Here is a 24,074-nt window from a genome sequence, read left to right as displayed (position 1 = left end):
CGCGGTGGTGGCCAAGCGTGGCATCGCGGTGCCGTTCTCGGACCTGTTCGGCGTCAAGGGCACCAAGCTGCTCGACCGGCTCGAGCTGCCCGAGATGCTCGCTGCCCGGCTCGCTTCTCAGCGGCGCCTGATCCAGACGCTGGAGGTAGAGATCAGCCAGTTCGACCGGCTGATCAGCGACCGGCTGCGACAGGACCCTTCGTACGCGGCCCTGCGCACGATCCCGGGCATCGGCCCGGTCCTGGCGGCGGTCCTGATCGCCGAGATCGGTGACATCACCCGCTTCACCCGGGCCGAGCAGCTGACCTCCTGGGCGGGACTGACCCCTCGCCACCACGAGTCCGACACCAAGGTCCACCGCGGCCGGATCACCAAGCAGGGCTCGCCCCTGGTGCGGTGGGCGGCGGTGGAATCGGTCCAGCTGCTGCCCGCGACCTCCCGCGTCGGTCGCTACCGCGACCAGGTCGCCGACCGACGCGGACGCAACATCGGCGTGATCGCAGCCGCCCGCAAACAACTCGAGTTCGTCTTCTACGCCCTGCGCGACGGCCACGTCCGCGCGCTGGCCCCGGCGGCATGAGCGCCACCGAATCTCGACCGGGACGCGGGACCGAGAGTGACATGACCCCCACCACCTGGTGGCGCGGCCGTCATAGTGATTGATCCCGTCCCGGTCGAACCTGCGAACCCCATCATGCCGCCCCTTCGCTCACTAACACTTTCACGCGAGGGGAACACCGGCGAAGGGATGACCGAGCAGCCCCCCGGGGGCCTGCACACCCGCCCACAAACGGCGCTGATGAGCGAAACTGACACAACCCGGAACCACCCACCAACACCTGGGAGCACACACCCGTGTTGAGCTTCTCCGCTGGTTGAACATCGTGGCCCGGCACGGCGTCGGCCTCAAGGCCCTACGGCCGCTGCGCGGTCGCGCTCCGCGCGAGCCTTGACCCCGACGCCTCAACCGAGCACACCCAAAACCCAGCCGGACAAGCAAAAAGCAAGCCCAAGCAGACTCACCACACCCCCTTGACTCACCACCGCTCCTTCAGGGATGTCACTCGACGCGCACGCGCCGGCGAGCGGCACGTTGCGCACCGTTCGCGGGCCACGGCGACGACCACTTCGTGCCACTCGGCGACCGGGGCGTGGTGGGCCACCTCCGGGAGGCGCCGAGCGCGAGCGGCGCGGTGAGGCGAGTCCCGGACGCTCGTCGGGTCAGGCGAGTCCCGGACGCTCGTCGGGGCAGACGAGTCCCGGACGCTGGTCGGGGCGGGCGAGTCCCGGACGCTCGTCGGGTCAGGCGAGTCCTGGGCGCTCGTCCCGGTCCTCGCCGGTCTCCGCCTCCGCCTGACGCTGGGAGGCGTCGAGGTCCTCCGTCAGCTCGTCAACGGCCAGCGCGGCGGAGTCGACCTTGCCGGTGCGGTACCCGGCCCGGCCGACCATGTGCGCCGAGATCGGCGCGGTGATGAGCTGGAACGCGACGACCAGCACCAGGGTCCACGCGACCACCGGGTTGCGCACCACGAGGGCCAGCCCGGCCATCATGAGCGCCAGCCCGAGCACCTGCGGCTTGGTGGCGGCGTGCATCCGCGAGAGCAGGTCCGGGAACCGGACGACCGCGAGGGCGGCGACCAGCGTGAGGGTCGAGCCCAGCACCAGGCAGACGGCCCCCAGGACGTCGGCGAGATCGGTCCAGCTCATCGGTCCTCCTCCCGGGCCGGCGCGGTCCCGCCGCGGACGTCGACGTCGGGGTTGGGTGGACCGTCGTCGGGGGCGTCGGTCCCCTCGCCGCCCTCCTCGGTGCCCGGCGTCACGCCACCCGCGTCGCGCATCGCCTCGTCGTCGGGACCCTCCTCGTCAAGCCCCTCGGCGGCGGTTCCCTCGCCGTAGGGGCCCTCGTCGTCCGGCCCGGGCAGCGCGGCGTCGAGCCGCGCGTCGACGTCGTCGGAGACGTCCGGGTCGTGCACCGGGGCGTCCTCGTCGGCGAGCGCACGCTGTTCGGCGAGCACCGCCGCGAGCTCGTCCTTGGTGAGGATGCGCGCCTCCTCCGCCTTCTCGGCCGCCGCGAACCGGGCGATCGTGACCGAGCCGACGAAGCCGACGATCGACAGGACCACCAGCACCGGCACCAGGTCGGTGCGCAGGAAGCGCGCGGAGATCAGGGCGACGGCGCCGAGGACCACCGCGGTGATGACGTCCAGCGCGACGACGCGGTCGAGCATGCTCGGCCCGCGCTCCATCCGCGCGATCCCGATGAGGGCCGCCACCGCCAGGGCGAGCGTGCAGTAGAGGTACACGACTGTCATCGCTGCGCGTCCCCCCTCGAGCCGGTCTGTCCACCGGGCAGGCGCCCGGCCCTCGGCGACGAACCAGGCACGTAGCCGGCGTCGATCAGCTGGTCCCGGGAGGCGAAGGCACGGATGATGCGCTCCTCCTGCTCGAGGACGATCCGGTGGGCGGCGTCCAGGCCGCCGTGCATGCGGACGTCGAAGATGTGGATGTACAGGGTGCCGGTGAGCCGGTGGGCCTCGACCACGATCGAGCCGGGCACCAGCGAGGTGAAGCCGGCGGTCGCCGTGAGGAACGTGTCCGAGTGCGAGCGCAGCCGCACCCGGATCACCGCGCCGTGCGGCCGGCGGCCGGTCAGCGCCATCCAGGAGATCTGGACCGAGGCCACGACGACGTCGTACGCGAACTTCGCGACGAGCCGCACCACGCCGAGGGGACGGAAGCGTCCGTCGAACGGTGCGCGGGGCAGCGGTGCCACGGTGGTGACCACCAGGGCGATGCCGAGCCCGGCGAGGGCGTTGCCCCACGTGATGTCGCCCCACAGCAGCACCCAGACGGCCGTCAGCCAGACGATCATGCCCCAGGAGGCGCGCGGCCAGCGGGCGCGGCGTCGGTCGGGAGCCTCCTCCCGCGCTGCCCGGTCCGTCGTCGGTCGATCGGTCATCGGTCCTCACCACCCCTCGCCGGGGCGCCGGAGGCCTCGCCCGCGCCCTCCTCGTCGAGGTCGCCACGATCGCCCTGCTCGGTGACGTCGGGGGACTGGCCGGTGCCGCGACCGCCCTCGGGCAGCACGGAGACGATGTAGGGCACGCGTGCGCGCAGGTCGCGCGCCGCCCGGTCCGTGTACTGGTACAGCGGTCCGGCGACCACGGCGAGGAACAGGGAGAAGGCGACCAGCGCGGCGGCCGAGCCGACCATCCCGCGCGGCATCGTCGTCTCTGGCAGCGGCTCGGGCGCCTCCTGCCAGAACGCCATGTTCCAGGTCTTGGTGATGGCGTAGAGGGTGAGCAACGAGGTGACCAGGCCTCCGGCGATGAGCGCGTACGACAGCCCGGTACCGGTCTGCGCGGCGGCCTCGATCAGGCCCGCCTTGCCGAGGAACCCGGTCATCGGCGGGATGCCCGAGAGGTTCATCGCCGGGACGAAGAACATGATGGCGAGCAGGGGCGCGAGCCTGGCCAGCGAGCCCAGCCGCACGAGCGACGTCGTCCCGCCACGGCGCTCGATGAGCCCGGCCACGAGGAACAGCGACGTCTGCACGGTGATGTGGTGGGCGACGTAGAAGATGGCGGCGGAGAGCCCCGCCTCCGAACCGGTCGCGATGCCCCAGACCATGTAGCCGATGTGGCTGACCAGGGTGAAGGAGAGCAGCCGCTTGATGTCCTCCTGCGCGACCGCGCCGAGGATGCCGACGATCATCGTGGCCAGGGCGACCACCATGAGCAGGTCGTTGAGCCGCCCGTCGGGGAACAGCAGCACCTGGGTGCGGATGATCGCGTAGATGCCGACCTTGGTCAGCAGGCCGGCGAACACGGCAGTCACCGGGGCGGGGGCGATCGGGTACGAGTCCGGCAGCCACGCGGAAAGCGGGAACATGGCCGCCTTGATGCCGAAGGCGACCAGGAGCATCAGCTGCAGGATGAGCTGGGTGTTCGGGTCGATCTCCGGCAGCCGCATCGCGAGCTGCGCCATGTTGACGGTGCCCGTCGCGGCGTAGATCAGGCCGATGGCGATGAGGAAGATGACCGAGCTGATCAGCGAGACGACGACGTAGATCGTGCCCGACCGGATGCGGTCGCGGGTGCCACCGAGGGTGATCAGCACGAACGAGGCGACGAGGAGCATCTCGAAGCCGACGTAGAGGTTGAACAGGTCCCCGGAGAGGAAGGCGTTGGACACGCCGGCGGACAGCACCAGGAACGTGGGGTGGTAGACCGCCAGCGGCGCGCCCTCGTCGCCGTCGGCGACACCCTGCGCGAGGGAGTAGACGAGGACCGCCAGGGTCACCGTCACGGAGATGACCAGCATCAGGGCGGCGAGCCGGTCGGCCACCAGCGCGATGCCGACCGGGGCGGCCCAGCCGCCGATGTCGAGCACGAGCGGTCCGCTGTTGACCATCACCAGCAGCGTGACGGCGATGACGAGCACCACGGAGAGGACGGAGACGGAGACGATCCCCTGCACCCGCGGGTAGCGGGCGAGGGCGAGCGCCAGGCCGGCGCCGATCAGCGGCAGCACGACGGGCAGGGCGACGAGCCAGGTCACGGCTTGGCCTCCTCGTCGTCGGCGCCCATGGCGGCCGGGTGGTGCCCGCGCGGGGCGTGCTCGGCCTGGCCGGTGGCGGTCTCGTCCCGGGTGCTCGCGGCGTCCTCGGCCAGGGTGGTGCCGGCGTCGTCGGTCGCACGCTCGGAGAGCTCGTCGCGGGCGGCCCGGCGGGCGATCCGGCGGTCCTCGAGGTCGTCCTGGACCTCGTCGTGGCCGTTGAGCTGCCAGGACCGGTAGGCCATCGCCAGCAGGAAGGCGGTCATCCCGAGCGTGATCACGATGGCGGTGAGCACCATCGCCTGGGGCAGCGGGTCGGACATGTCCTCCGGCGCGGACTCGCCGATGATCGGCGGCCCGCCGGCTCGTCCGCCGGCGATGAGCACGAGCACGTTGACGCCGTTGGAGAGCAGCGCGATGCCGATGATGACGCGCGTGAGCGAGCGCTCGAGGAGCAGGTAGACACCGGTGCCGACCAGCACGGCGACGAGCACGACCAGGGCCATCGAGGGTGCCATGTCGATCATCGGGGACCTCCCTCGGTGGCGAGCGCGTCGTCCTCGGCACGGCGGCGGTCCTCGGCGGGCATCGCGTCGTCGGGGATGTGCGCGGGGTCGTCGTAGGCGATGTCGGGCGCCTGGTTGCCCTCGACCTCGCCGTGGCGGTCCACCTCGGCGCCGAGGGAGCGCAGGATGTCCAGCACCAGCCCGACGACGACCAGGTAGACGCCCATGTCGAAGAAGAGGGCGGTGGTCAGGTGGACGTCCCCGAAGACCGGCAGGACGAAGTCGAAGATGGTGGACTGGAGCACCGTGCCGCCGAAGAACACCGGAACCACGCCGGCTCCGGCGGAGAGGAACAGGCCGGTGCCGAGCAGGTGCCCGGGGTGGATGGGGGCGGCCTCGGCCAGCTCGTACCGCCCGCCGGCGAGGTAGCGCACGGTCAGGGCGATCCCGGCGACCAGTCCGCCGGAGAACCCACCGCCCGGCGCGTTGTGGCCGGCGAAGAGCAGGAAGAGGGAGAACACCAGCATGGTGTGGAACACCAGGCGGGTGCCGACCTCGAAGATCACCGAGCGGCGCTGCGGCGCGAGGGTGGCACCGGCACTCAGCCAGAGGCGGTTGCGGCCCGGCGCCCGGACCTTCTTGGAGGGCTTGTCGCCGCCCTTGGGCTGGCGCAGCCGCGCGCCGCGGTCGGTCTCGCCCTGCCGGGACCACACGGCGTGCGCGTGCCGCTTCTCCGGCGTCGCCCGGTCGATCTGGCCGATGCGCGTCCGCAGGAAGACCAGCGAGGCGACGCCGGTGGCGGCCACCAGCAGCACGGAGATCTCGCCCTGGGTGTCCCAGGCGCGGATGTCGACGAGGGTGACGTTGACGATGTTCTTGCCGTAGCCGAACTGGAACGCCTCGTCGGGGTAGTCGATCGAGACGCGCTCGTGGATCCGCGCCCCGCTGGCGACCAGGGCGAGACCCCCGACGGACAGCCCGACGACGGCGCCGAGGATGGCACGCCACCAGCGCGAGGCGGCGAGCGGCCGGTTCGAGAAGTAGGCGGGCAGGCGTCGCAGCACCAGCACGAAGACGACGAGGGTGATCGTCTCCACCAGCACCTGCGTCAGTGCCAGGTCGGGCGCGCCGTGGAGCTCGTAGAGCAGGGCGACGCCGTAGCCGGAGACGCCCAGGAGCAGGACGGCCTTGAGCCGTCGGCGGGCACGGGCGGCCAGGAGGGCGGCGACGGCGATGACGAGCGCGACGACGGCCTGCATCGGGGCGTCCCACGGACGCACGCGGTCCGGGAGCGCCGCGTCGGTCAGCAGCGCGGCGCCGGTCGTGACCACGACCGTCGTGACCAGCACCGTGGAGAGGTAGGCGGGCAGCGAGCCGCGCTGGGTCCAGGCGGTGACGTCGGCCGAGAGGTTGTCCAGGCCGCGCAGCGTCTTGCGGTACAGCCCCTCGGCGCCCTCCCAGTCGCGGAAGGCCCGCTGGAAGCGCTCTACCGGGCGGCGGGCGACGAACATCGTGACACCGAGGACGAGCACGGCGAGGGTGGTGAGCAACGGCACGCCGAAGCCGCCCCACAGGGTCAGGTGCCCGGCCTCGCCGGGGTAGGTGTTCGCGAACGGCGCCAGCAGCCGCTCCAGCCCGGCGGGCACGAGGCCCACGGCCAGGGAGAGCACCGCGAGCACCACCGGGGCGAACATGATCAGCCGAGACGTCTGCTGCGCCTCCGGCTCGCTCACACCGGGCCTGTCCCAGAACGCGCCCCACCAGAAGCGCAGGCCGTAGGCGACCGTCAGCACCGAGCCGACGGCGATCGTGACCAGCACCACCAGGTCCACCGTCGTCCCGAGGTGGACGAGGGACTCCAGCGCCGCCTCCTTGGCCACGTAGCCGGCGAACGGCGGGAATCCGGCCATCGAGGCGGTGGCGAAGGCGGCCGCGACGGCGGCCACCGGCATGCGGCGGCCGAGGCCCGACAGCTCGCGCAGGTCACGGGTGCCCACCGACCAGTCGATGACGCCGACGACGAGGAACAGGCACGCCTTGAACAGGGCGTGCGCGAGCAGCATGGCGAGACCGGCCAGCGCGACGGCGCTGTCACCGTGCCCGACGAGCACAATGATCAGGCCAAGCTGCGAGACGGTGCCGAAGGCGAGGACGAGCTTGAGGTCGTGCTGGCGCAGCGCCCGGTACCCGCCGAGCAGCATGGTGCCGAGCCCGAGGACGAGGACCATCCACTGCCAGGTGGGGACGTCGGCCAGGCCGGGCGCGAGCCGCGCGACGAGGTAGACACCGGCCTTGACCATGGCGGCGGCGTGCAGGTAGGCGCTCACCGGGGTCGGCGCGGCCATCGCGGCCGGCAGCCAGAAGTGGAACGGCACCTGGGCGGACTTGCTGATCGCACCGAGCAGGATCGCGGCGACCGCGGCCGGCACGAGCGCGGGGTGCGCCTCGACGCCCAGCTCGCCCGAGGCCGCCGAGGCAACCAGCTCGCTGAGCACGTAGGAGCCGCCGTCGACCTCGCCGAGAATGATGAGCCCACCGAGCATCGCGAGGCCGCCGAGGGTCGTCACCACGATGGCCTGCATGGCCGCGCGACGGGACGACTGCCGCTCGTGGTAGTGGCCGATCAGCAGGTACGAGAAGACGGTCGTCAGCTCCCAGAACACGTAGAGCATCAGGGAGTTGTCGGTCGTGACGAGGCCGAGCATCGCGCCGGCGAAGGCGACGAAGACCCCGGCGAAGCGGCCGAGCGCCGTCGCCCTGGCCGAGAAGTACGCGGCGCAGTACGCCAGGACGAGGGCGCCGATGCCGCCGACGATCAGCACCATGAGCCAGGACAGGACGTCCAGGCGGAACACCAGGTCGATGTGCAGGCTGGGCACCCACGCGATCTCCTGCGTCGGGTAGTCCCCGGCGAGCACCCGAGACGTCTGGGCCGCGGCCCACACCGCCGCGGAGGCCGGCACGGCGGCCAGGACCAGGAAGGCGCGGCGGCCGAAGTAGCTGACGATCGCGGGCGCGACGACGGCCGCCACCAGGTGGATCGTCAGCAGTTGCAGCACAAGCCGCTCCCGGAAGCTCGATATGTGGTCAGGTCAGCGCCCCCGGCAACCCGGCATCGAGCAGGCCCTGGCACCGAGGGTGACCCGGTGCGGGCGAGGGGATCACCGCCACTTTAACAAGTGCGGACCGGCCGTTCAGTGTGTGTCCGCCCACCACCCGGGGCCGAGGCGGCGCGTCCGCGGAGGCACCGGGACCGGGTCGCGCCGGCGACCGGGACCCGTCGACCGACGGCGGCCCGGGGCCGTCGGTCGGCCGCCGCTCGGCCTCGGTGCACGGCTGTAGCGTGTCGCCTGCCCCGTCGGCCGGAAGGAGGCCCGTGCACCAGCAAGCGTCCTGGCTGGAGCTGCCCGACGTCGTCCGGGCCCGGCGCCGCACGCTGCGGACCCTGATCGTCGCGCAGGTCCTCGGCACGCTCGGCATCGGTGCCGCGCCCTCGATCGGGGTCCTGCTCGCCGAACAGGTCACGGCCTCGGAGACCTGGGCGGGGATCGCCCGATCGTCCACGACCGTCGGGGCGGCGCTCATCGCGTTCCCGCTCGGCGCCCTCGCCGCCCGCCGTGGGCGTGCCCACGCCCTGACGCTGGCCTGGTCGCTCGCGGCCGCGGGGGCCGTGGCGCTCGTCGCCGCCGCGGCCACCGGCTCCACGCCGCTGCTCGTGCTCGGCATGCTGTGCACCGGTGCCGGCACCGCCGCCGGGCTGCAGTCCCGCTTCGCGGCCACCGACCTGGCCGAGCCCGCGGACCGCGGCCGCAGCCTGGCGCTGGTGGTGTGGGTGGGCACGCTCGGCGCGGTGGTGGGCCCCAACCTCGGCGTGCCCGGGGAGTCGGTCGAGTCCTGGTTCGGCCTGGCACCGCTCTCCGGCGCGTTCGCGATCTCCGCGGTGCTGCTCGCCGCCACCGCGCTGACGCTCCGGCTCGGGCTGCGGCCGGACCCGCTGCTCCTCGCCCAGCGGCACACCGCGGCCGACCCCGAGCAGGCCGGGCGCGGCGGACGGCCGCTGCCGGGGCGCGCCGGGATCGCGTCCGCGCTGCGGCAGGTCCGGTCCGTGCCCGCAGCCGCATTCGCACTGACCGCCCTGGTGCTCGCGCACGTCGCGATGGTCTCGGTGATGACGATGACGCCGGTGCACCTGAGCCACCACGGCCACGGCGTGAGCGTTGTCGGGCTGACGATCAGCCTGCACGTGGTGGGCATGTTCGCGCTCTCCCCGGTGGTTGGCGCCCTCGCCGACCGGCTCGGCCGGGTCCCGGTGATCCTCGCCGGGCAGGCGGTGCTGCTGGTGGCCGCGGCGGTCAACTTCCTCGGGGCGGGCAGCACGGTGGCCGTCGCCGTCGGCCTCTTCGTCCTCGGCCTGGGCTGGTCGGTGGTGACGGTGCCGGCCGCCACCCTGCTCTCGGAGTCCGTGCCGGCCCGCTCGCGCCCGCTCGTCCAGGGGACGGGTGACGCGCTGATGAACGCGGCGGCCGCCGTCGGGGCGATCGTCTCGGGGCCGATGCTGGCCCTGGTCGGCTTCCCCGGCCTTGCCGTCGTGTCCGCGCTGTGCGTGGTTCCGGTGCTCGGGCTCGCGCTCAGGAGGCCAGGTCGGCCGGGTCCACGAGGAACCCGTCGTCGTCGCTGATCTCCCCGCCGACCACCGCGTGGAGGGCGACGGCAGCCTGCTCGATGAGCTCGCCGGCCCGGGTACGTGCGCGGCGCACGGCGAGCGGGGGCCGGACGGCGAAGGCCGACTCGGGGTGCCGCGGTCGCCAGCGCACCTCGTAGGCGACCACACCGTCGGCGGCCCAGTCGGTCCCGCGCAGGACGGTGGGCGGTGTCGGCAGGCCGTTCGCGCTGATCTCCACCAGGTCCTCACCGAGCTCCGCCACGATGCCGTAGCCCTCGAGCACCTGCTCCCGCGCGATCTCCTCGGGGATGTCGTCCAGCAGCGAGCGGACGTGCGGGAGCGCCGAGGTCAGCACCTGCAGGCACGCGTCGTGGTCGAGCCAGACCGGCGAGAAGACGGTCAGGTCGATGGCGGCCTCCGGGTCGGGGACCACGACGGCGCCGGTGCCAGCGAGCCGGAGCGCACCGCCCAGGCGTCGGGCGAAGGCCCGCAGGTGGTCCAGGGCCTCCTGCTCGGCGCCGACGGGCACGCCCTCGACGAACGCGTCCAGCATCGGGTCGATGCCTCGCAGCTCGGGCGGCAGCTCGCCGCCGCGCTGGACCGGGCAGCGCAGCAGGTACGCCTGCGCGGACCACGGTGGCAGGTCGAAGGCGGCGCGCAGCGAGGCGTCGAGGTCCCACGGTCCGGTGAGGTGGACCCCGGTGGACAGCTGGATGACCGCCTGACCGACCCAGCCCGCCTCGGCGCTGCGCGAGACGGCGAGCGCCTCCAGCTCGTCGGCGGCGATCCCGTCGGGCAGCACCAGCAGGTGGTGCGGCTCGGCGAGCCCGCGGTCGAGGATCGTTCGGACCACGGTCACTCGATCGGGGTGCGGTGGAAGTTCAGGTGCGAGCGCGACGCCGTCGGGCCCCGCTGGCCCTGGTAGCGCGAGCCGGTGGCCCCGGAGCCGTAGGGCCGCTCCGCGGCGGAGGACAGCTGGAAGAAGCAGAGCTGGCCGATCTTCATTCCGGGCCAGAGCATGATCGGCATCGTCGCGGTGTTGGACAGCTCCAGGGTCACGTGACCGGTGAAGCCGGGATCGATGAATCCCGCGGTGGAGTGCGTGAGCAGGCCGAGGCGCCCGAGGGAGGACTTCCCCTCAAGGCGGGCGGCGACGTCGTCCGGCAGCGTCACCCGCTCGTAGGTCGCGCCGAGCACGAACTCCCCGGGGTGCAGCACGAGCGGGTCCTCCGTGCCGGCGTCGACCAGGCGCGTCAGCTCGGGCTGGTCCTGCGAGGGGTCGATGACCGGGTACTTGTGGTTGTCGAAGAGCCGGAAGAACCGGTCCAGCCGGACGTCGAGGCTCGCAGGCTGGATCATGGCCGGCTCGTAGGGGTCGAGCTCGACGCGGCCGGTGTCGATCTGGGCGCGGATGTCGCGGTCGGAGAGCAGCACGCGCCCATAGTGCCACCGCGTGCGACAGGCCCGGCACGGGCCTCCGGATGACGGTCGCCGTCGTTGAGCCGCCCACGCCGCCGCAACCTGGCACCGACGCCCGCCCGCCGCCCTGCCGACGCCGCACGTCCACCCGCCGTGCGATCGGTAGACCGTCTGACCGAAGCTTTTGTACCGGATATCGGTACGTAGTCTTCGGCTTGTGCGCGGGCTGGTGCGGGCAGCAGATCCTCCACCCGATTTCGTGATCGGCCGCCCCGGTTGGGTATAGTGGGCGGGCGCCGACACGGCGCGACGCGGGTGTAGTTCAATGGTAGAACTTCAGCTTCCCAAGCTGATAGCGCGGGTTCGATTCCCGTCACCCGCTCTGAACGAGACGTCCCGGCACCGCAAGGTCCGGGACGTCTCGCTGTCTGAGGCCCTGCCGTCCATCCGGCAAGGTCGCGCCCTGTCTGGTCGCCCCTGGCCCCCCGTCCCTGGCCAAAGGGTGGCGGCGGGAGGTCAACCGGGGTTCGACGAGATCAAACGGCGGCTCGGCGGGAGATCAGACGCCGAGGAGCCTGGCCAGCGGCCCGAGGCTGAGCCAGCTCGCGCCGGCGAGCACGACGGCGAAGGAGAGCGTCCAGCACCAGCGCGGCACGATCGTGAGCCGGGCGAGGACCGTCGCGTCCGAGCCCGCAGACGGCCCGGCCAGCAGTGCGCCGAGGTGCCGCCATGCACCGACCAGCAGGAAGAGCCCCAGCCCGAGCAGGACGGCGGCCTGCAGCGACGGGCTGCCCCACCACCACAGCGCAGCGGTGCCCGCGGTGAGGGCGACCATCACCGCCGCGGTGTACAGCGAGCGCACGCGCAGCAACGCACCGAGCAGCACCACGGTGAGCAGCCCGAGCACCGGCGGGGACCAGCCCGAGCCCGCCAGCCGCACCAGCACCGCGCCGACCACCGCGGGCGCGGGGTAGCCCGCCCAGGTGGACAGCACGCGCCCCGCGCCGCCGGCCTTCCCGACGGTCACCGCATGGCCCGACATGTCACCCCGCAGCACCAGTCCGGTGAACCGGCGACCGAAGAGCACGCCCACGAGACCGTGGCCGAGCTCGTGCACCACCGTGACGAGCACGCGCAACCGGCGCCACAGCGGCGGGACGGCCACGGCGGCCAGGACCGCCCCGAGCACCCACCACAGCGCAGCTCCAGGGGCTCCGGGCGGTGCCGTCGGCGTCAGCCGTTCCCACGCCTGGGCCCACCAGGTTCCGACGGCGTCCAGCGTCTCCTCCACCGACCCATCATCGCGCGGCTCGAGGTGCGGTGGCCGCGACGGCCATCGAGGCAACGCACGACGGGCGTCGTGAGGCACGCGGCGCGGGGAGGCGTGCGCGAGCACGCGGCGCCGGCGATCTACGTGAGACGACGGCGGTCGTCCGGGACTGCGGGCGCACGCTCGGGAGGCGAGATCATCGCAGTACCTCTAGACAAGTGGGCGTGACCACCTACGGATTCCACGCCTCGCACGAGCAGATCGGCCCGAGCCGCCTGCTGTCGGACGTCCAGGAGGCCGAGCGGGCCGGTTTCGACATGGCGATGTGCTCCGACCACTTCCTGCCGTGGAGCGAGCGGCAGGGCCACTCCGGCTTCACCTGGTCCTGGCTCGGCGCCGCACTGGCCACGACCGGGCTTCGCCTGGGCTGCGTCAACGCGCCCGGACAGCGCTACCACCCCGCGATCATCGCCCAGGCCATCGCGACCCTCGGCGAGATGTTCCCCGGCCGCTTCTGGACGGCCCTCGGATCGGGCCAGGCGATGAACGAGCACATCACCGGCGACCCGTGGCCGGGCAAGGCCGAGCGGATCGCGCGGCTGGAGGAGTGCGTCGACGTCATCCGCCGCCTCCACGCCGGCGAGGAGGTCACGCACGCGGGGCGGGTGCGGGTCGACCGCGCCCGGCTGTACGACCTGCCCGCCGAGCCGGTGCCGCTGATCGCTGCGGCGATCACACCACCGACCGCGGCCCGCGGCGCCGCCTGGGCGGACGGGCTGGTCACCATCAACCAGCCGCACGAGAAGCTGCGCGCCGTCGTCGACGCCTATCGCGACGCCGGCGGACGCGGCCCGCTCGCCATCCAGGTCCACCTCTCGTGGGCACCCACGGAGGACGAGGCGGTCGCCCTCGCCCACGACCAGTGGCGCTCCAACGTCTTCGCCGAGCCGCTGAGCCTCGACATGCCCACCCCCGAGTACTACGACATCGCGTCCCGGGACGTCACCGCGCACACCGTCGCAGGCGCCGTGCGCATCTCCGCCGACCCCGGCCGGCACGTGGCTTGGATCCGCGAGTACGCCGACCTCGGCTTCGACGAGATCTACCTCCACCACGTCGGCCAGGACCAGCGCGCCTGGCTCGATACCGCCGCCACCACCGTGCTGCCCGCGCTGAGGGAGAGCTGAACCGTGCGAACCACCGACACGACGGACATCGGACCGGCACGAGACGGAGGTCTGGCGCGATGAGGATCACCGACACCTCGGACCTCTGGTACAAGAACGCCGTCGTCTACTGCCTGGACGTGGAGACCTTCTTCGACGCCGACGGCGACGGGACCGGCGACTTCGCCGGTCTGGCCCAGCGGATCGACTACCTCGCCGAGCTCGGCGTCACCTGCCTGTGGCTCATGCCGTTCTACCCCAGCCCGGACAAGGACGACGGCTACGACGTCGCCGACTTCTACGGCATCGACCCGCGCCTGGGCACGCACGGCGAGGTCGTCGAGGTGATCCGCACCGCGAAGGACCGCGGCATGCGCGTGATCATCGACCTGCTGGTCAACCACACCTCCGACCAGCACCACTGGTTCAAGGAGTCACGCAAGAGCGTGGACAACCCGTACCGGGACTTCTACGTCTGGCGCTCGGACCCGCCGCCGGACACCTCCGACCAGGTGGTCTTCCCCGACGAGGAGGACTCGATCTGGGAGCTCGACGAGAGGACCGGCGAGTGGTACCTCCACCACTTCTACAAGCACCAGCCGGACCTGAACATCTCCAACCGGGCGGTCCAGGACGCCATCGCCAAGGTGATGGGGTTCTGGCTGCAGCTGGGCGTCGACGGCTTCCGGGTCGACGCCGTGCCGTTCTTCCTCAACGACCTGGGCATGACGGACCGGGAGAAGGACGACTTCTCCGAGCCGCACAACTACCTGAAGTCGCTGCGTCACTTCCTGCAGCGCCGCAACGGCGAGGCGATCCTGCTCGGCGAGGTGAACGTCCCCTTCGCCGACCAGGTCGAGTTCTTCGGCGGCACCGCCGGGGACGAGCTGACCATGATGTTCGACTTCATGGGGATGCAGAACCTGTACCTCTCGCTGGCCCGCGGGGACGCCCGGCCGCTGGCCGAGACGCTCGCCGCGCGGCCGCTGGACAAGATCTCGCCCGACTCCCAGTTCGCGAACTTCCTGCGCAACCACGACGAGCTGACCCTCGACAAGCTCTCGGCGGAGCAGCGTCAGGAGGTCTTCGACGCCTTCGGCCCCGAGCCCGAGATGCAGCTCTTCGCCCGCGGGCTGCGGCGCCGCCTGCCGCCGATGCTCGACGGTGACCCGCGGCGCATCGCCATGGCCTACTCGCTCCTCTTCGCGCTGCCCGGCACCCCCGTGCTGTTCTACGGCGAGGAGATCGGCATGGGCGAGAACCTGGACGCCCCCGGGCGGATGGCTGTGCGCACACCGATGCAGTGGACCGACGAGCAGAACGCCGGGTTCTCCTCGGCGCCGCCGCGCAGGCTCGTCGCTCCCCTGGTCGAGGGCGGGTTCGCGCCCGAGCACGTCAACGTCGCCGCCGCACGCCGCGAGCCGGACTCGCTGCTGCAGCTGATGACCCGGATGATCCAGCGCTACCGCGAGTGTCCCGAGCTCGGCTGGGGCGACTACACGACCCTGGACCAGCCGCACCACGCCGTCCTCGCCCACCGGTGCACCTGGGACGAGGCCTCGATGGTGCTGCTGCACAACTTCGGCCCCGAGCCGGTGACCGTCCCGCTCACCCTCGACGACGAGCCGGGCACGGTCCTCCTGGACCTGCTCCAGGCCGGCGAGTGCGAGCTGGACGACAGGCGCAGGGTCGAGCTCGCGCTGGACGGCTACGGGTACCGGTGGCTGCGGGTCAAGCGTCCCGGCGACCGGCGCCTGCCCTGACGACGACCCAGCCGACGACGGCGCAGCGACGCCGCCGCGGGCCGCACCTGGAACTCGCCTCTCGGGGTGCGACCCGGCCCTACCTCAGGGGGACCCCCTACGCCCCAGGTGGCAGCGGATCAGGGTTCTTTCATCCTTCCGGCTGATGGTGCGCGCACCCGGCCCGCGACAGGCTGGTGCCTGTCGCGGGTGGAGGGCCTGCGGCACCTGAGGACGGAGGACGGCCATGGCGAGCTCGACGACGATCCGCCTGCCCCTCCGTGTGCGCATCGCACTGTGCACGGGCCACCCCCTCGCCGGAGCAGTGCTCGGCGTGGGGGTCGCCCTCCTGGTGGAGTGGCTCGCCGAGACGAGCGTGACCTTCGACGGCGTCATGGGCGCCGGTGACCGCGTCGGAGAGCCCGTGGCGCTCACGGTCCTCGGCGGTCTCGGGCTGCTGGTCGGGCTCGTCCTGGCGGTGTCGGTGCTCGGGGAGTCGCTGCGGGCACAGGTGAGCGACCGCGCGATCACCCTCGAGTGGGACGACGCACGCGTGAGCGTGCCCCGTCCTCTCATCCGCAGCGTCGTACTCGACGGCGACCTGGTGCTGCTCGGACCGGGCGGCGTGGAGCTGGCACGCGTGCGGTGCGACGTCGACCGCGGCGAGCTGCGTCGCGCGCTGGCAGCCCACGGCTACCCCGAGCCGGTCAGCACCGATCCCCACGCCGACGCCTTCGTCCCGGTCTGCCCGGCCGGCGGGCTGACCGAGCAGGACCTCCGGCTCCTGTCAGCACGAGCACGTGCGGTCGCCGCCGGTGAGCACGGCGACGCGGAGCTGCTCCGCCGCCAGCTCGCGGCCCGCGGGATCATGGTCCGTGACGTGCACCGCCCGGGCCGGCGCAGCGCCGGCCAGCAGTGGCGGGCGGTCGAGAGCATGCTCGCGCCGCACGCGGCCGCCGCCTGACGCTTCGACACGTCGACGCGTCGAAGCGACCACGAGCCTGCCCCTCCCCCGGTCGGGCCGCCGACGAACCCTCGACGGCAGCCGCACCCGGCGGCCGCCTGAGGCGACGACGATCCCGACCTTCCCCCGTCGATGGCAAATCTTCGGTAAAGTGACCTCCAACTGGCAGGGGGCATCGTCACCGAGCGTGCCGGCTCGGCCCGGGGAGGACGCAGTGGTCGACCCGCTCGACCCCTACCGCGCCGACGGTCCGGGGCACGACGAGATGCAGCGCTCGTCCGGGCGCACCCGGGCGGCGTGGGCCGAGCTCACCGGCCTGGGCGTCGCGGACCGGCCGGCCGTCCACGCCGAGGCTGCCGTCGCGCTCCACGACGCGGGCGCCGGACGCCGCCTCGACCCTCTGCCGGTCCTGGTGGACGAGCACGAGTGGGAGCACCTGGAGCGCGCCGTGCGTCAGCGCGCCGAGCTCCTCGACCAGATCCTGACCGACCTCTACGGCGAGCGCCGGCTGCTCACCTCGGGCCTGCTCCCGCCGGAGGTCGTCCTGGGCCATCCCGGGTTCCTGCGCGCCGCCGACGGCATCCGTGTTCCCGGGCGACACCAGCTGTTCCACACTGCGGCCGACCTCGCCCGGAACGCCGACGGCGCCTGGACCGTGCTCGCCGACAGCACCGACGTGCCCGCCGGGCACGGCTCCGCGATGGCCGACCGCCTCGCCGTCGCCCAGGTCCTCACCGATCCTCTCCACCGCTCCGGCGCACGACCGATCGGCCCGTACTTCCACGCCCTGCGCGCCGCCCTCCACGCCGTCGGCCCCGCCACCGGCGGCGCAGAGCCGCGCGTGGCACTGATGACCCCGGGCCGGACCAGCCCGAACGCACCCGACCTCGCTCACCTCGCCACGGCCCTGGACATCCCGCTCGTCGAGGGCGGCGACCTGCTGGTCGAGGAGGGGCGCGTGTGGCGGACCACCCTCGGCCGGCGCGAACCGGTCGACGTGCTCCTGCGCGGCGTGCCCGGCACCGCCTCGGACCCGCTCGAGCTCGAACCGGGCTCCGCCGTCGGCGTCGTGGGCCTCCTGCACGCGGCGCGCGGCGGCGGTGTCGCCGTCGTCAACCCGTTCGGCTCCGCGGTGGTGCAGACGCCCGCCCTGCTCACCTACCTCCCCCGGCTGTCCCGGGCGCTGCGGGGCGAGGAGCTCGCGCTGGCGTCGGTGGCGACGTATTGGTGCGGTGAACGGTCGATGTGCTCGCACGTCATCGCCAACCTCGGCCGGCTGGTGCTGCGGCACGTCGCCGGGGACGAGCGTGCGGTGCCGGGCTGGACGCTGAACCTGGCGGAGCGCGCAGATCTCGCTGCCCGCATCGCCGCCCGGCCCGCCGCCTGGGTGGGGCAGGAACCGGTCGAGGCGTCCACCGTCCCCGTCGTCGCCGGCGGCACCCTGGTGCCCCGGGAGCTCGCGGTGCGGACCTTCGCCGTCAGCCACGGCGACTCCTACCTGGTGATGGCCGGCGGCCTCGGCCAGGCAGGACCGCCGGCGCAGGCGGCCGGCGCCGGCCCGGCGGCAACGGCCAAGGACGTGTGGGTCCTCGGCCCCGAGCGGGCGTCGGTCGCATGAGCCACCGACGCGGCGCACGCCACTACCGGCTCGAGCACCGCAGCACGTACGCCTACCCCGAGCCGGTGACGAGCTCCTACGGCCGCGCGGTGCTGCTGCCGTCGGACGTCGGCGGCCAGCGGGTGCACCGCTCGCGCCTGGCCGTCACGCCGACGCCCGCGGAGGCGGCCGAGCACCGCGACGTCAGCGGGAACCGGTCGAGCTACTTCCACGTCACCGCCGAGCACACGGTCCTGGAGGTCGTGGCGACCTCCGTCGTCACGGTGAGCCGACGGCGGCCCGACCCGGCGACGGTCCCGCAGCTCCCGTGGGAGCAGGTCGTGGCCGCGGTGAGCGGCATCCGCGCCACGGGGCGGGGCGAGCAGGGCGAGGGACCGGGCTCCGTCGTCGCCATCGTGGAGTCGGCCCTACCGTCGCAGCACGTGGCGCCGGACGAGGAGGTGCTGGAGTACGCGCTGCCCTCCTTCAGCCCCGGCACGCCGCTGGTCCGCGTGGTCGCCGACCTGTCCCGAAGGATCCACCACGACATCGCCTACCGGCCTGGCACCACCGCCGTCGGCACCCGGCTGCCGGAGCTGCTGGCGCAGCGGAGCGGCGTGTGCCAGGACCTCACGCACCTGCTGATCGCCTGCCTGCGGGTGATGGGCCTGTCGGCGCGATACGTCTCGGGCTACGTCGAGACGCCGTCGGCCCGGGAGGAGCGGGACGACGCGCCGCACGCGTGGGCGGCGGTGTGGCTGCCGGGTGGGGGCTGGATCCACGTCGACCCGACGAACGACCGGATGGTCGACGACCGGTACGTCCAGGTCGGCTGGGGCCGTGACCACGCCGACGTCTCCCCGCTCCGCGGGATCGTCCGCACCTTCGGCCCCGGTGCCGACCTCTCGGTCGAGATCGACCTCGCAGCGTTGACGACGGCGGAGCTCGATCGCGAGCTGCACGGCTGAGATGCTCGCACCGTGGGCGGGCACAAGGGACCTCGGACGCGGGCGAGGGCCCTGCCTGTGGCAGGGCCCTCGCGCCGGTCGCCGTATGTGACGATCGCCGTATGTGACGATCGCCGGCGTGGTCACGGACGGACGTCGCGGTCCCGATCGATGTCGGTGTCGACCTGCTCCTTGCGCACCTCCTCGGTGACCTGACGGTCCTCGGTCACGGTGTCCTTGTCGAGGCTGACCCGCTCGACGGGAACCGTTTCCTTCTCCGTGACCACCTCGTCCTCGTGGAGGGTGACCTCTGCCTCGTCGTCGCCGAAAGCACCGGTCGTCGTGTCCGCATCGGTGATCGGCTCCCGCTCGATCCGTACCTCCTCGCGGGTCACCGGCACCGTCTTGGTGACGTTCTCGGTCACCGTGAACTTGCGCAGCCGAGCCTTGCCCGTCTCGCGCCGACGGGTCCCCACGTCCACCTTCTCCTCCGACCGGACGACGGACGCGTCCCGATCGGTGTCCGTAGCCCCGACACCGGCGCCCACGCCTGCGGTCGTGTCAGTCCCGTAGCCGGTTCCAGCGGTACCAGCGGTGCCCGTGTCCGCGATGCCGGTCGTGTCGTACCCGCCGGTGCCGGTCTCCAGGCCGTAGTAGGAGTAGAGCTCGTCCTCCTCAGCGACGCTGAGGTGGTGGTCGGCCTCGACGCGCGGCGCGTCCTTGACCATGTCCTTGCTGTACGGGACGTGGATGTCCTCGCCCTGGACGGTTGCCCGGTCCACCGGTACGAAGCTCTCGGAGCTTCCGAAGAGACCCGTCTTGACGGTCACCCAGTTCGGCGTACCCGTCGCGTCGTCCAGGTAGACCTGGACCACGCTGCCGATCTTGTCTCCGTCCTGCGCGTAGACGGTGGCCTTGCTGTCGATGAAGTGCTGAGCCTGCTCGTTCGTGATCATGCGGAAACTGCCCCCTTGAATCGGTGTTCGCGCTCGGTTCGGCACCAGTGGTGCTGCGGCGGTGCGCTCTGTCGGCCTTCGTGATCGACGGTAAGCACGCTCCCTGGCGTGGCGCATTTCGAACCGCGTCACAAACGCTTCAGTATCGATTCAGGGCCTGGTGCGTCCGCTCTTCCGGCGAGGCGGCACGCGTCAGGCAGCACCGGTCGGTCGACCGGGCCGGTCGGCGACGACGGCGCTCACAGCCGGGATCGCCTCTGCCGAGGCCCCCGGCCTCAGGGCTGGCCACGCCGCTACGCTCGAGGCCATGACAGGCACGGGAGCGACCGCCACCGACAGGCGGCTGGTGGTCGCCGCCGCGATCTGGGACTCCCTCGAGCGTCCGAGCGCCATGCTGTGCGCGCAGCGCTCGGCGCCGCCCGAGCTCGCCGGCCGCTGGGAGCTGCCCGGCGGGAAGGTGGAGCCCGACGAGGCGCCCGAGGCGGCCCTGCACCGCGAGCTCGCCGAGGAGCTCGGGATCAAGGTCCGCCTCGGTCCGGTCGTCCCCACGGCAGAGGGCGCCGACTGGCCGATCCTGCACCACCTGCGCATGCGGGTGTGGCTGGCCGAGGTCACGTCCGGCGTCGCCGAGGCCCTCCAGGACCACGCCGAGCTGCGCTGGGTCGCCCGGGACGAGCTCGACGACCTCGACTGGCTCGACCCCGACCGGCCGATCCTTCGCGCGTTGCGGGCCGCGACCCGCTGATCACATCAGCTCGGTGCACCACTGGCCGGTGCCGGGGAACCGGTCGCCGCAGGAGGCGCCGAAGGCCTCGTACTCGGAGTCGATCGCCGAGTCCATGAAGAGGTCGTCGCAGGCCTGGGCGTCACCGGCCTCGCAGGCGTCCCACAGACCGTCCAGGTACGAGTCGTCGCCGTACTCCATCGCCTCCGCGTTCGCCGGCCCGGTGGGTGCACCGTCCGGCCCCGGGGCCGCCGGGACGGGCGCCGTCGCCGTCGGGTCGGCCACCGGGGTCGGATCGTCCTGCCCTCCGGAGAGGACGATGGCGACCACGACGGCGACCGCTGCGATCACCGCGACGGCGCCGGCGATGATCCACTTCACCGCACCGCTGCTGCCCGGCTCGTCGTTGCCGGCGGCCCACGGCGCGGAGGTGCCGTACCCGGCGTCGGCCGGCGCGCCGTAGGGCGCCTGGCCGTAAGGGGTCTGGCCGTAGGGAGCCCCGCCGTAAGGAGTCTGACCGTAAGGAGCCTGGCTGTGGGGAGCTTGACCATGGGGTGCGCCTTGCTCCGCGGTGCCGCCCGCGCCGTTGGGCACGCCGCCCGGCTGCTGGCCCCATGGCGTCGCGCCCTGCTGGCCCCATGGCGTCGCGCCGGGCTGGTCCCACGGCGTCGCGCCGGGCTGCGGACCGCGCGGCGAGCCGTCGGGCTGGCCGAAGCCGGCGTGCGCCGGCGTGCTGCCGCCCGTCGCGTAGGGGTCGACGGGAGCGGCGTACGGGTTGCCGGCGCCCGGTCCGGCCGACGGCGGGCCGCCCACGGGGCGTCCCCACGGCGCCCCGGCAGCCGGCGCGGAGCCGGCCGAGCCGGCCGGCCCCGGGGACCCGGACGGGGCCGCGAAACCACCGGAGTCCCGACGGCGCAGCGCGGAGTCGACCGCCACGTCGCCGAGCGAACCGAGCCACCTGAGCACCTCCGGCGGGGTGCCCGGGTTGCCCGCGACGAGCGCGCGGAGGTCGCCGCGGTGCTCGGCGATCCGCGCCAGGTCCTCCGGCGCGGTCGCGGGGTTGCTGGCGTCGTAGGCGGAGTACTGCTCCGGGCTGGTCATGCGGGCTCCCTGCTGGTTCGTCGTCTCCGACGAATCGTAGGCGAGCCGCGACGGCGCACGGACGGGGAGATCTCCCCAGTGAGTCCGCTCACGATCTTTACGACGATTCATCTTGCTTCGTCAGAAAGTGGCATGATCGTGCCATGCCCAAGATCCTCGGCGGCTCCCTCGCGGAGCACCGGCACCGCACCCGCACCGCGCTGTTCACCGCACTGTCCGAGCTCATGCGCGAACGTGGCTTCGACGCGATCACCCTGGCGGACATCGCCGCCCGCGCCGGGATCGGCCGCACCGCGGTCTACAACCACTTCCCGGACAAGGAGTCGCTGCTCCTCGCCTTCATCGAGAACGAGACCTCCGCCTACGTGGCGGCGCTCGAGGCCTCGCTGGACGAGGTCGACGACCCGGTCGAGCAGCTGCGGGTCTACGTGCGCGAGCAGCTCGAGCTCGAGCACACCTACCACTTCGCGCCTGGTCCGGACCTCCGCGAGGTCATCTCGCAGGACGCCGGACGTCACCTGCGCCGGCACGTCGGTCAGGTCGAGACCCTGCTCCGCCAGATCCTCACCCGGGCCGTCGCCGGCGGGGACATCCCGGACCAGCCCCTGGACGCCGTCGTGCCACTCGTGCACGCCTGCCTGAGCGGGCGGCGCGTGCCGCCGGAGGAGCCCGCCCGCAGCGCGTTCATCGACGCCACGGAGCAGTTCGTGCTGCGCGCGCTTGGCGCCCGGGTCGTCGAGCCGGTCCGCGCGGTCGAGGTCGCCTGACCCTCCGCGCTCAGGCCCGTTCGGCCCCGTGGTGCTCGGCGTGATCGGTGCGGTCATCGCCGTGGACGACGTCGAGGACCTGGTGCAGCTCCGCCAGCGGCACCTGACCGGGTGCGGAGGCCGCACCGACAAAGGCGAAGGTGCACGCGGAACCGAAGACACCACCCGCCAGGCGGGACACCACCCCGGTGGCCCCCATCGCCATGGTGACCAGCGGGCGCTCCGACTCCTGCCGGAACGTCCACGTCACGTCGAGCAGGTTCAGCAGGTCCGCGGGCGAGCGTGGCATCACCGCGATCTTGGGCAGGTCCGCGCCGAGGTCACGCATGCGGCGCAGCCGGTCGAGCAGGGTCGCGCGGTCCGGGGTGCCCTCGAAGTCGTGCGAGGAGACGACGACGGCGACGCCTCGGGCGTGCGCGGCCGAGACCAGGTCGCGCCGGCCGGGCTCGGCGGTCCGCAGCTCGACGTCCAGCAGGTGCGCCGCCCCGGCCTCGACGACGGCGCTGTTGACTGTGAGGTAGTGGTCGCCGTCGATCTCCGTCGCGCCGCCCTCGGCCGCCGTACGGATGGTGAAGAGCAACGGGGTGCCGCCGAGCACCGCACCGATCGACCTGGCGGCAGCAACCACGGCGGCGACGTCGTCGAGCCGGTCGAAGTGGTCCGCGCGCCACTCGACCAGATCCGGTCCGCGGTCGAGCCCGGCGAGGTGCTCCGCCGCAGCGACGAGATCCGCCGGGCCCCGCGCGGTCAGGGGAACGACCACCTTCGGGCGCCCTTCACCGAGGGGGACGCCTTGGACGGTGAGGGTCGCCATCGGGTGCACTCCTGGGGATCGGCGCGGCTGGTCGGGGTCCATCATGCCGACCGGGTGCAGTGCGGGGTGGACTACGCTCGCAAGGACCAGCCCGCAGCCCGGGTCGGACCACAGGAGGACTGGCGTGTCGAGCTCCCCGGCGACCGGGTCGGAACCCGCGCACGGCGCGACCGGGTCGGAACCCGCGCACGGCGCGGCCGCGGCGGACGCTGCGGTGCGTCCGCGTCGGCGCCGGGACCCCGAGGGCACGATGCGGGCGATCATCGCCGCCGCCGAGGAGGAGTTCTCGGAGCGCGGGTACCTGGGTGGTCGGGTGGACGCGATCGCCGAGCGCACCTCGACGACCAAGCGGATGATCTACTACTACTTCGGCGACAAGCTCGGGCTGTACATCGCGACCCTCGAGCACGTCTACCGGGGCATGCGCGAGCGTGAGCACGCCGTCCACCTCGACGACCTCGAGCCGGTCGAGGCCCTGCGCACCCTGGTGCGCACGACGTTCGACGCCCAGGAGCAGCGGACCAGCTTCGTGCGGATGGTGAGCTTCGAGAACACGCTGGGCGCCGTGAACATCGCCGGCATCGACTCCCTGCGCGAGCTCAACCGCGGCGTCATCACCACGATCGAGCGCCTGCTGGAGCGGGGGCGCGCCGCGGGGCTCTTCCGCACCGACGCCGACGCCCCGGACGCCTACGAGCTGCACCAGCTGATCAGCTCCCTGTCGTTCTACCGTGTCTCGAACCGGGCGACCTTCCGGGAGATCTTCGACTACGACATGCTCGCGCCGGAGCACCGCGACGCCGCCCGGCGCCGGGCCGTCGACGTGGTGCTCGGGCAGGTGCTGGAGCCGGGCGCGCAGAGCTGACGGCCAGGTGCCGGAG

Annotated in this window: 22 protein-coding genes and 1 tRNA gene; 11 read left to right on the top strand and 12 right to left on the bottom strand. The window is 72.9% G+C overall.

Features of this window, described 5'->3' with window-relative positions; all coding sequences use genetic code 11:
• A partial coding sequence (locus tag GD748_RS06505; protein ID WP_152194290.1) for a transposase occupies positions 1 to 580 on the top strand: 580 nt, incomplete at its 5' end.
• A 722-nt stretch (positions 581 to 1,302) separates the two neighbouring features.
• Here the strand turns inward: GD748_RS06505 and mnhG are convergent.
• From mnhG to GD748_RS06475, 6 genes are read right to left on the bottom strand one after another with little or no spacing between them, the layout of a single operon-like run.
• Complete coding sequence (mnhG, locus tag GD748_RS06500) at positions 1,303 to 1,707, bottom strand: monovalent cation/H(+) antiporter subunit G (protein ID WP_152194289.1); 405 nt, start codon at positions 1,705 to 1,707, stop codon at positions 1,303 to 1,305.
• Positions 1,704 to 2,312, bottom strand: coding sequence for a monovalent cation/H+ antiporter complex subunit F (locus GD748_RS19825; protein WP_152194288.1), 609 nt, complete (start codon positions 2,310 to 2,312; stop codon positions 1,704 to 1,706). The genes mnhG and GD748_RS19825 overlap by 4 nt, the downstream gene beginning before the upstream one ends.
• On the bottom strand, positions 2,309 to 2,959 hold the full coding sequence (locus GD748_RS06490) for a Na+/H+ antiporter subunit E (protein WP_152194287.1): 651 nt from the start codon (positions 2,957 to 2,959) through the stop codon (positions 2,309 to 2,311). Before GD748_RS06490 ends, GD748_RS19825 begins: the two co-directional genes overlap by 4 nt.
• Positions 2,956 to 4,560 carry a Na+/H+ antiporter subunit D gene (locus GD748_RS06485; protein ID WP_152194286.1) on the bottom strand — a complete coding sequence of 535 codons (1,605 nt, stop codon included), beginning with the start codon at positions 4,558 to 4,560 and terminating at the stop codon, positions 2,956 to 2,958. The genes GD748_RS06490 and GD748_RS06485 overlap by 4 nt, the downstream gene beginning before the upstream one ends.
• Positions 4,557 to 5,084, bottom strand: coding sequence for a Na(+)/H(+) antiporter subunit C (locus GD748_RS06480; protein WP_152816209.1), 528 nt, complete (start codon positions 5,082 to 5,084; stop codon positions 4,557 to 4,559). Before GD748_RS06480 ends, GD748_RS06485 begins: the two co-directional genes overlap by 4 nt.
• The gene (locus tag GD748_RS06475; protein WP_152194285.1) at positions 5,081 to 8,122 is read right to left on the bottom strand and encodes a Na+/H+ antiporter subunit A; all 3,042 of its coding nucleotides are present in this window, start codon (positions 8,120 to 8,122) and stop codon (positions 5,081 to 5,083) included. The genes GD748_RS06480 and GD748_RS06475 overlap by 4 nt, the downstream gene beginning before the upstream one ends.
• Before the next feature lie 317 nt (positions 8,123 to 8,439).
• Between GD748_RS06475 and GD748_RS06470 the strand changes: the two genes are divergently transcribed.
• Positions 8,440 to 9,741, top strand: a complete 1,302-nt coding sequence (locus tag GD748_RS06470) for an MFS transporter (protein ID WP_226920834.1) — start codon at positions 8,440 to 8,442, stop codon at positions 9,739 to 9,741.
• Here the strand turns inward: GD748_RS06470 and GD748_RS06465 are convergent.
• Both GD748_RS06465 and dcd read right to left on the bottom strand, forming a co-directional pair.
• Positions 9,692 to 10,579 (bottom strand): hypothetical protein, encoded by an 888-nt coding sequence (locus GD748_RS06465; RefSeq protein ID WP_152194284.1) that lies wholly within the window; start codon positions 10,577 to 10,579, stop codon positions 9,692 to 9,694. The genes GD748_RS06470 and GD748_RS06465 overlap by 50 nt on opposite strands.
• A 2-nt stretch (positions 10,580 to 10,581) precedes the next feature.
• On the bottom strand, positions 10,582 to 11,160 hold the full coding sequence (dcd, locus tag GD748_RS06460; RefSeq protein WP_152194283.1) for a dCTP deaminase: 579 nt from the start codon (positions 11,158 to 11,160) through the stop codon (positions 10,582 to 10,584).
• Positions 11,161 to 11,456: 296 nt separating this feature from the next.
• Here dcd and GD748_RS06455 point away from each other — a divergent pair.
• A tRNA-Gly gene (locus GD748_RS06455) sits at positions 11,457 to 11,527 on the top strand.
• 177 nt (positions 11,528 to 11,704) lie between these two features.
• Here GD748_RS06455 and GD748_RS06450 read toward each other — a convergent pair.
• Entirely contained in the window at positions 11,705 to 12,436 is a 732-nt protein-coding gene (locus tag GD748_RS06450) for a M50 family metallopeptidase (protein ID WP_226920832.1), read from the bottom strand.
• Positions 12,437 to 12,639: 203 nt separating this feature from the next.
• Here GD748_RS06450 and GD748_RS06445 point away from each other — a divergent pair, with 203 nt between their 5' ends.
• From GD748_RS06445 to GD748_RS06425, 5 genes are all read left to right on the top strand, one after another.
• Complete coding sequence (locus GD748_RS06445; protein ID WP_152194282.1) at positions 12,640 to 13,602, top strand: TIGR03885 family FMN-dependent LLM class oxidoreductase; 963 nt, start codon at positions 12,640 to 12,642, stop codon at positions 13,600 to 13,602.
• 59 nt (positions 13,603 to 13,661) lie between these two features.
• On the top strand, positions 13,662 to 15,344 hold the full coding sequence (locus GD748_RS06440) for an alpha-amylase family protein (protein ID WP_152194281.1): 1,683 nt from the start codon (positions 13,662 to 13,664) through the stop codon (positions 15,342 to 15,344).
• 226 nt (positions 15,345 to 15,570) lie between these two features.
• Positions 15,571 to 16,287: a YqeB family protein gene (locus tag GD748_RS06435; RefSeq protein ID WP_152194280.1), complete on the top strand. Its 717-nt coding sequence runs from the start codon at positions 15,571 to 15,573 to the stop codon at positions 16,285 to 16,287.
• A 187-nt stretch (positions 16,288 to 16,474) separates the two neighbouring features.
• Positions 16,475 to 17,905: a circularly permuted type 2 ATP-grasp protein gene (locus tag GD748_RS06430; protein WP_152194279.1), complete on the top strand. Its 1,431-nt coding sequence runs from the start codon at positions 16,475 to 16,477 to the stop codon at positions 17,903 to 17,905.
• Positions 17,902 to 18,852: a transglutaminase family protein gene (locus GD748_RS06425; RefSeq protein WP_152194278.1), complete on the top strand. Its 951-nt coding sequence runs from the start codon at positions 17,902 to 17,904 to the stop codon at positions 18,850 to 18,852. Before GD748_RS06430 ends, GD748_RS06425 begins: the two co-directional genes overlap by 4 nt.
• Positions 18,853 to 18,974: 122 nt before the next feature.
• Here GD748_RS06425 and GD748_RS06420 read toward each other — a convergent pair whose 3' ends face one another.
• A complete protein-coding gene (locus GD748_RS06420) occupies positions 18,975 to 19,787 on the bottom strand; it encodes a DUF2382 domain-containing protein (RefSeq protein WP_152194277.1) in 813 nt (270 codons plus the stop codon).
• Positions 19,788 to 20,094: 307 nt separating this feature from the next.
• On the opposite strand from GD748_RS06420, the gene GD748_RS06415 reads away from it, so the two are divergent.
• Complete coding sequence (locus GD748_RS06415) at positions 20,095 to 20,532, top strand: (deoxy)nucleoside triphosphate pyrophosphohydrolase (protein WP_152194276.1); 438 nt, start codon at positions 20,095 to 20,097, stop codon at positions 20,530 to 20,532.
• Here the strand turns inward: GD748_RS06415 and GD748_RS06410 are convergent, their stop codons facing one another.
• The gene (locus tag GD748_RS06410) at positions 20,533 to 21,612 is read right to left on the bottom strand and encodes a variant leucine-rich repeat-containing protein (RefSeq protein WP_152194275.1); all 1,080 of its coding nucleotides are present in this window, start codon (positions 21,610 to 21,612) and stop codon (positions 20,533 to 20,535) included.
• Positions 21,613 to 21,755: 143 nt separating this feature from the next.
• Here GD748_RS06410 and GD748_RS06405 point away from each other — a divergent pair, with 143 nt between their 5' ends.
• Entirely contained in the window at positions 21,756 to 22,379 is a 624-nt protein-coding gene (locus tag GD748_RS06405; protein WP_152194274.1) for a TetR/AcrR family transcriptional regulator, read from the top strand.
• A gap of 10 nt (positions 22,380 to 22,389) precedes the next feature.
• On the opposite strand, the gene aroD is transcribed toward GD748_RS06405, so the two are convergent.
• A complete protein-coding gene (gene aroD / locus GD748_RS06400) occupies positions 22,390 to 23,193 on the bottom strand; it encodes a type I 3-dehydroquinate dehydratase (RefSeq protein ID WP_152194273.1) in 804 nt (267 codons plus the stop codon).
• Positions 23,194 to 23,317: 124 nt separating this feature from the next.
• On the opposite strand from aroD, the gene GD748_RS06395 reads away from it, so the two are divergent.
• Positions 23,318 to 24,058, top strand: a complete 741-nt coding sequence (locus tag GD748_RS06395) for a TetR/AcrR family transcriptional regulator (protein ID WP_226920830.1) — start codon at positions 23,318 to 23,320, stop codon at positions 24,056 to 24,058.
• Positions 24,059 to 24,074 lie beyond the last annotated feature (16 nt).

The organism is Georgenia subflava, from assembly GCF_009193155.1.
GTDB lineage: Bacteria > Actinomycetota > Actinomycetes > Actinomycetales > Actinomycetaceae > Georgenia > Georgenia subflava.
Note: the sequence above shows the minus strand (reverse complement) of the source record. Positions and strands in the feature narration are given on the sequence as shown.

Bases quoted from the DNA above. Each gene is read 5' to 3' on its own strand.
- mnhG (WP_152194289.1), bottom strand. From the start codon at position 1,707: ATGAGCTGGACCGATCTCGCCGACGTCCTGGGGGCCGTCTGCCTGGTG.
- GD748_RS19825 (WP_152194288.1), bottom strand. From the start codon at position 2,312: ATGACAGTCGTGTACCTCTACTGCACGCTCGCCCTGGCGGTGGCGGCC.
- GD748_RS06490 (WP_152194287.1), bottom strand. From the start codon at position 2,959: ATGACCGATCGACCGACGACGGACCGGGCAGCGCGGGAGGAGGCTCCC.
- GD748_RS06480 (WP_152816209.1), bottom strand. From the start codon at position 5,084: ATGATCGACATGGCACCCTCGATGGCCCTGGTCGTGCTCGTCGCCGTG.
- GD748_RS06440 (WP_152194281.1), top strand. From the start codon at position 13,662: ATGAGGATCACCGACACCTCGGACCTCTGGTACAAGAACGCCGTCGTC.
- GD748_RS06435 (WP_152194280.1), top strand. From the start codon at position 15,571: ATGGCGAGCTCGACGACGATCCGCCTGCCCCTCCGTGTGCGCATCGCA.
- GD748_RS06425 (WP_152194278.1), top strand. From the start codon at position 17,902: ATGAGCCACCGACGCGGCGCACGCCACTACCGGCTCGAGCACCGCAGC.
- GD748_RS06420 (WP_152194277.1), bottom strand. From the start codon at position 19,787: ATGATCACGAACGAGCAGGCTCAGCACTTCATCGACAGCAAGGCCACC.
- GD748_RS06415 (WP_152194276.1), top strand. From the start codon at position 20,095: ATGACAGGCACGGGAGCGACCGCCACCGACAGGCGGCTGGTGGTCGCC.
- GD748_RS06410 (WP_152194275.1), bottom strand. From the start codon at position 21,612: ATGACCAGCCCGGAGCAGTACTCCGCCTACGACGCCAGCAACCCCGCG.
- GD748_RS06405 (WP_152194274.1), top strand. From the start codon at position 21,756: ATGCCCAAGATCCTCGGCGGCTCCCTCGCGGAGCACCGGCACCGCACC.
- aroD (WP_152194273.1), bottom strand. From the start codon at position 23,193: ATGGCGACCCTCACCGTCCAAGGCGTCCCCCTCGGTGAAGGGCGCCCG.